This window comes from Sulfuricurvum sp. (assembly GCF_049305995.1).
Classification (GTDB): Bacteria; Campylobacterota; Campylobacteria; order Campylobacterales; family Sulfurimonadaceae; genus Sulfuricurvum.
The window spans coordinates 21,375-27,731 of the sequence record NZ_JBAQPS010000061.1 but is presented as its reverse complement, the minus strand read 5'-3'; the positions used below and the strand labels follow the sequence as shown (position 1 = coordinate 27,731).

Annotated in this window: 7 protein-coding genes; 5 read left to right on the top strand and 2 right to left on the bottom strand. The window is 44.5% G+C overall.

What is annotated here, in order from left to right; all coding sequences use genetic code 11:
* The 3 genes from WA010_RS02140 to WA010_RS02130 form a co-directional block, all read left to right on the top strand.
* A partial coding sequence (locus WA010_RS02140) for an aminotransferase class I/II-fold pyridoxal phosphate-dependent enzyme (RefSeq protein WP_422555531.1) occupies positions 1 to 459 on the top strand: 459 nt, incomplete at its 5' end.
* 4 nt (positions 460 to 463) lie between these two features.
* Positions 464 to 1,162, top strand: a complete 699-nt coding sequence (locus WA010_RS02135) for an ATP-binding cassette domain-containing protein (RefSeq protein ID WP_422555530.1) — start codon at positions 464 to 466, stop codon at positions 1,160 to 1,162.
* Positions 1,163 to 1,197: 35 nt separating this feature from the next.
* Positions 1,198 to 3,162, top strand: a complete 1,965-nt coding sequence (locus WA010_RS02130) for a penicillin-binding protein 1A (protein WP_422555529.1) — start codon at positions 1,198 to 1,200, stop codon at positions 3,160 to 3,162.
* An 89-nt stretch (positions 3,163 to 3,251) separates the two neighbouring features.
* On the opposite strand, the gene WA010_RS02125 is transcribed toward WA010_RS02130, so the two are convergent.
* On the bottom strand, positions 3,252 to 3,812 hold the full coding sequence (locus tag WA010_RS02125) for a DedA family protein (protein WP_422555528.1): 561 nt from the start codon (positions 3,810 to 3,812) through the stop codon (positions 3,252 to 3,254).
* A 3-nt stretch (positions 3,813 to 3,815) separates the two neighbouring features.
* Positions 3,816 to 5,789, bottom strand: a complete 1,974-nt coding sequence (gene uvrB / locus WA010_RS02120) for an excinuclease ABC subunit UvrB (protein WP_422555527.1) — start codon at positions 5,787 to 5,789, stop codon at positions 3,816 to 3,818.
* A 64-nt stretch (positions 5,790 to 5,853) separates the two neighbouring features.
* Between uvrB and WA010_RS02115 the strand changes: the two genes are divergently transcribed.
* Together WA010_RS02115 and WA010_RS02110 are read left to right on the top strand one after the other, a co-directional pair.
* The gene (locus WA010_RS02115; RefSeq protein WP_422555526.1) at positions 5,854 to 6,126 is read left to right on the top strand and encodes a hypothetical protein; all 273 of its coding nucleotides are present in this window, start codon (positions 5,854 to 5,856) and stop codon (positions 6,124 to 6,126) included.
* Positions 6,123 to 6,347: a hypothetical protein gene (locus WA010_RS02110; protein ID WP_422555525.1), complete on the top strand. Its 225-nt coding sequence runs from the start codon at positions 6,123 to 6,125 to the stop codon at positions 6,345 to 6,347. The genes WA010_RS02115 and WA010_RS02110 overlap by 4 nt, the downstream gene beginning before the upstream one ends.
* The last annotated feature ends 10 nt before the right edge of the window (positions 6,348 to 6,357 follow it).

Here is a 6,357-nt window from a genome sequence, read left to right as displayed (position 1 = left end):
CTGATGATCAAAATGGGGACGTTAGGTAAAGCATACGGGAGTTTCGGTGCTTATGTTCTCTCCTCACGCCACCTCAGTGAGTATCTCATTAATCGCGCTAAAAATGTGATCTATGCAACGGCACCTTCGCTGTATGATACGGCGCTTGCCCATCATGCATTGGAGTATATTCAATCCCATACCGAAGAGTTACGTGAGCAAATAGTGATTCGTCAGAGGATTGTTAAAGAGATACTGGGTATCGAGCGTGCAGGGTTAATAGTCCCTATTGAGATAGGCGATAACCGTGAAGTGATGCGATTGCAAGAGATACTCAAAAATGAGATGCTAACACACGTCGGAGCGATTCGGCAGCCGACGGTCAAAAAAGCGATACTTCGTCTCATTGCACGACTTGAAATAGACGAAACACATTTGATTCGGGTGTGTGAGCGATTAACGCAGATTTGGGTAAAATAGCATCATGAATACGATTCATATCGATCAGCTCAAAATTACTCATGATAGTAAGGTGTTGGTGGATATTGCATTTGAGATTCGGTGCTCATTGGCATTGGTGGGCGAAAGTGGGAGCGGTAAGTCGCTTACCCTGAAAGCTCTTTTGGGACTTTTGGATCCGGCATTAGATGTTGTGATCGAAAAACGGTGTGATTTTGAGTGGCAGCGCGGTAAAAATATCGCGCTAGTTCCTCAAAACCCGTTTACGGCACTCTCTCCGCTTACACGGATAAAAGATCAAATGTTCTTCCCAAAAGAGCAAAGCCATGAGTTATTTACCCTGTTGGGATTGGATGAATCGCTCTTAGAGAGGTTCCCGCCGGAACTCTCAGGTGGGCAGCTTCAGAGGGTAGTGGTTGCTATAGCATTGGGTTCAAATCCTAAGCTCTTGCTTCTAGATGAGCCGACAACAGCACTCGATCCTACCTCTAAAGAGACGATGATCGCACTGCTGAAAACATTGCAAGAAAAAATGGAATTTAGTATGTTATTTGTGACCCACGATATGGGGGTCGCATCAGCACTTTGTGAAGATATCTGTGTCTTGAGAGAGGGCAGAGTGATCGAACAAGGGAAAATTGATACCGTGAAACGTGAACCAAAAGAAGAATATACCCAAGCGTTAATCGACGCTGAATTTAAAACCAGGGGATTTAGAAATTGATCAACTCCTATGAAGAAGTACCGCTAAGGGTGAGAATGAAAAAATATTTTTTGATTACAGTCGGGATTGTTGTGATGATACCGATCGTTTTTTTAGGGTATCTGATTTACTCGTTTGAGTATGAAACTCAAAAACTGATTCAGTATCAACCTCGTCTAACCACCGAAGTGTATGATTGTAATGGAAATAAGATTGCTAATTTGTTTAGTGATGAACATCGTTATTATGTTTCATATGAAAATATCCCTCCTCGTTTGATTGAAGCTCTTTTGGCAATTGAAGATACGATGTTTTTTGAACATCAAGGGGTTAATCCTGATGCTGTTATGCGTGCCATCATTAAAGACGTCAGCGCCGGAAAGCTCAAGGAGGGGGCAAGTACGATCACTCAGCAACTTGTTAAAAATACCCTTTTGACGCGTGAAAAAAAATTCTCTCGTAAATTTAAAGAGGTTCTTTATGCTATTCGGATTGAGCAAGAACTCTCTAAAGAGCAAATTTTAGAGCGTTATTTCAATGAAATTTATTTGGGGCACGGATATTATGGTATTAAGACAGCATCGGATGGTTATTTCCGTAAACCACTTAAGGAGTTGACTCTTAAAGAGATGGCGATGTTGGTCGGTTTACCTAAAGCACCAAATTTCTATTCTCCAACTCGCAATTACGAGCTTTCATTAGGTCGTGCAAACCGTGTTATCGGTCGTATGCACGAGCTAGGATGGATCGATCAAGCAACCTATGATAAAGCAACTCAGGAACGTCCGAAAGTCTATAATGATACACTGAGCAAAAATTCTGGTCCCTACATCATCGATGAAGTAATGCGTCAATTGGGTGATGCATTCCCTGATATTCGCAGTGGCGGCTATAAAATTTACACGACGATTGATATGAGATTACAAGAGGCTGGGTATAAGGCACTTCAATCAGGGCGTGAAGAGATTCTAAAACGGGCACAGGAATCGGGTGATTTGGATGAGAATATGCAACGGCAACTTAATGGTGCCTTAGTAAGTCTTAATCCTCATACTGGTGAGATATTAGCGATGGTAGGGGGATATGATTATTCTTTAAGCCCTTTTAACCGTGTTACGCAAGCCAAACGTCAGCCAGGTTCAGCTTTTAAACCGTTTATTTATCAAGTGGCATTGGATAGTGGAATGTCTCCCTCATCTATGGTGCCAGATATTGCCCGAACGTATACCTATGCAGGTGAAGATGGAGAAGAAAAAACGTGGAAACCGAAAAATTATAAAGATGAGTACAAAGGGATGGTCACTATCCGTGATGCTTTGACTCACTCTCGCAACCTTGCAACTATCAACATGGTTAGCGATATGGGATTTGGAAAAATTACTGATGGTCTAAGACGTTATGGAATTACCGAAAATCTTCCGCCGGATCTTTCGATTGCTCTTGGGACGATTATGATATCTCCGATTGATTTAGCGAAGTATTATACGATGTTTTCCAGTGGAGGTGCATTGACTAATCCTATCCTTATCCGTCAGGTGATCACCCCTAAAGGGGAGACGATTCGTTATGAAAATAAAAGCCGTCAAGTTAATACTCCTGAACAAATTTATTTGATGACATCAATTCTTAAAGATGTAGTTAGTCACGGTACAGGAACTAGTGCACGTGTTGGAGGGATAGAAATTGCCGGTAAAACGGGGACAACCAATAAAAACGTTGATGCATGGTTTGTCGGCTATTCTCCAACCGTAGAGACGGTTGTATGGTTCGGACATGACAACAACACCCCTATGCGCCGCAGCGAAACGGGCGGACGTGCCGCAGCACCAGTTTTCCGTTATTACTATGAAGATATGTTACGTATTTATCCAAATACTAAACGTTATTTTGATCTCCCTGCAGGAGTGTATAGAGCTCCTAGTGGTGATGAAAATGGCACGGAGGCATTTACCGATACTTCAGCGGCTCCTGATGCAACGCAGGAAGAGGCACCGAAAACGGAAGAAAAACTACTGTTTTAATTGTAGATTTGAACGCCAAAGGAATAAAATCCCTTTGGCTACGCTAACGCTAAGTTTACTTCAGCAGTAGGCTCAAAATCATACGATTTTTATTTCTTTTTGGTTGCTGATGAGAGGTAAAGCCATACGGTTCCTCCGATAAGGAGGAGCATGAGGGGAGCGAGATAGGGCTTATCGGCTACCATATCGTATCCCTTGATAAGTGCTCCTCCGAAAAGATAACTTCCCCCCCCGACCACTACCGCCCATATAACTGCACCGATGGCATTGTACGCACTAAATTTCCAAAAATCGTACTTGGTCAATCCGATGGCTAAAGGGACAAGCGTTTTAAGCCCGTAGATAAACTTTTTAACAACGATGATCCATGAGCCGTTGCGTTTAAGGAGGAGGTGGGAAAATGCGAGCTTTCGACGGTGCTTTTTAAAGTACTCCATCATTTCACGCTTATGGTAGCGGGACATATAAAACATCAACGAATCCCCAATGAAATTGGCAATCATAGCGATCGTAATAGAGAGCGATATATCCATTTTTCCCATAAAGCTGAGAACCCCCGCACCGAGGAGTGCAACAAATCCCCCACCCAATGAGTAGAGGAATAAAACGATATATCCATAGGTTGATAAATTAGTGAGCATGTCATCCATAAATTAGAGTTTCCTTATTTTTGCTATTTCATCGCGCAGTCGCGCGGCTTCTTCGAATTCGAGTTTTTTGGCCGCTTCTTTCATTTTGAGGTTCAGCTCTTCGATCAGTTTTTTCCGCTCTGCCGCAGGGAGGGTTTTTGCTTTTTTAGAGCGGTTATACAAGTCACCTACATCTTCGAGTTTGAGATTCTCATCGAGTGAGCGTTTGGTGGTCGTCGGGGTAATGCCGTGTTCGGTGTTAAATGCCTCTTGGGTTTCCCGTCGTGCCGTTGTTTTGGCAATGGCACGCTCCATCGATCCGGTGATCTTTTGGGCGTACAAAATGACCCGTCCGTGTTCATTCCGCGCGGCACGTCCGATGGTTTGAATGAGGGCGGTTTCGGAGCGGAGAAATCCCTCTTTGTCGGCATCTAAAATCGCTACGAGACTCACTTCGGGGAGGTCAAGCCCCTCACGGAGGAGATTGATCCCGATAAGGACGTCGAAATCTCCGACACGCAATCCCCGTATGATCTGATTACGCTCTATTGCGTCGATCTCCGAGTGCATGTATTGCACCTTGATCCCCAAATCGGCGAGGTATTTGGTGAGGGCTTCCGCCATTTTTTTGGTTAAAACGGTGACGAGGACACGATCCCCAAGGGCGACTGTTTTTTTAATCTCATCGTGCAGATCTTCGACCTGATTTTCACTTGGTTTTATCGTGATGATTGGATCAAGAAGCCCCGTAGGTCGGATGATCTGATGGGCAATGGTGGTGCTGATCTCGATCTCTTGCGCGGCAGGGGTAGCGGAGACGAACATATAATGAGGCGCTTTGTTCATAAACTCATCGATCATAAGGGGACGGTTATCGAGGGCACTCGGGAGACGAAATCCGTAATCGACGAGTACCTCTTTACGGCTTCGATCCCCCGCAAACATTCCGCGAAATTGCGGCAAACTTACATGAGACTCATCAACGATGATGAGAAATTTATCGTGATGGAGGGTGAAATAATCGAGCAGGGTATAAGGGGCTTCACCGGGGAGTTTATCGGTGAGATGGCGGGAATAGTTTTCGATCCCTTTGCACATCCCCGTCGCCTGCAACATTTCGAGGTCAAATTCACATCGCTGTTTTAGACGTTGCGCTTCGACGATTTTTCCCTGTTTATCGAGTTCAGCCAGCCGTTCACCCAACTCGTCCTCGATCCGTTTGATGGCGCGGGAGAGTTTCTCTTGACCGACGGCAAACTGGCTGGTCGCGTAGATCGTGACCGTATCTTGCTTTTCGGTCATCGTGTTACTCAGGGGTTCAAAAAATGTCAAACGTTCCACTTCATCCCCGAAAAACTCGATCCGCACCGCTTGATCCTGCCAGTACGGGGGATAGATATCGACCACTTCCCCATTCACCCGAAAGTGACCGCCGTCGAAATAGGTATCGTTACGGGCGTACCCCATCTCGACGAGGCGAAGGAGGAGCTTTTTTTGGTTGATTTCATCACCGATGGCGATAACTTGCACCATCTTTTCATACTCTTCCGGATCACCGAGTCCGTAGTTGGCAGAGACGGAAGCGACCACGATGACATCATCATAGCTGAGGAGATTGGCGGTGGCGGAGAGTCGTAAACGCTCCAACTCATCGTTTATCGAACTGTCTTTTTCGATAAACAGATCTTGGCGGGGGATGTAGGCTTCGGGTTGATAATAATCGTAGTAACTGATGAAATACTCGACATGGTTCTCGGGAAAAAACGAGCGAAACTCACTGTAGAGCTGTGCCGCCAATGTTTTGTTATGGGTCATAATAATCGTGGGGAGCTGAACGCTTTCGATCACTTTTGCCATCGTGAAGGTTTTACCGCTACCCGTTACCCCCTCAAGGGAAACATAACGTTCACCATTTTTAATGCCCGATGCGAGTGCATCAATAGCAACGGGCTGATCACCGGCACTCTGATAGGGGGTATGGACTTTAAAAATCGGCAATGAAGAAACCCTAGGATAAAATATGTTAGAATTATATCAAAGACTCTATCACTCAAGGTTAATCATGCTATTTAATCCCACGCCATTGGAAAAATTGACAACACTCGTAACGGATTTGATTGAACAACAATCGACACTGAAGGGTGAACTTGAAAGTTTACGTGTTGATAGTGTTTCAATTCGTGCTCATGCACAAAGTAAAGAGGATGAAATTCAACGTCTTACATCCGCTCTTGCATCAAAAGATGAAGAGATTAAAATGTACGCCGATGAACTCGCTGCCAAAGATGCGGAGATCGAAGCGATCGTCTCTAAAATTGAAAGCTTGCTTGGATGAAGACCAAAGTAACCCTCACCCTCAATGCCAAACGATACGACATTGATGTCGAGGAAGATTTTGCTCGTTTTTTGACCGAGCAGATGAAGAGCGATTTTGAGTTTTATGGTAACAATGATCTCAAACTTCTCCTCCAAGCTTATGTCCGTAAAAGTTTTACTCTCTATGAACAAGAGAGGCAAACGCTTGCTTTAATCGATACTCTTCAAAATCTTTCATAACCTCCACAAT

Coding starts and splice junctions, on each gene's coding strand:
- WA010_RS02135 (WP_422555530.1), top strand. CDS start 464: ATGAATACGATTCATATCGATCAGCTCAAAATTACTCATGATAGTAAG.
- WA010_RS02130 (WP_422555529.1), top strand. CDS start 1,198: ATGAAAAAATATTTTTTGATTACAGTCGGGATTGTTGTGATGATACCG.
- WA010_RS02125 (WP_422555528.1), bottom strand. CDS start 3,812: ATGGATGACATGCTCACTAATTTATCAACCTATGGATATATCGTTTTA.
- WA010_RS02115 (WP_422555526.1), top strand. CDS start 5,854: ATGCTATTTAATCCCACGCCATTGGAAAAATTGACAACACTCGTAACG.
- WA010_RS02110 (WP_422555525.1), top strand. CDS start 6,123: ATGAAGACCAAAGTAACCCTCACCCTCAATGCCAAACGATACGACATT.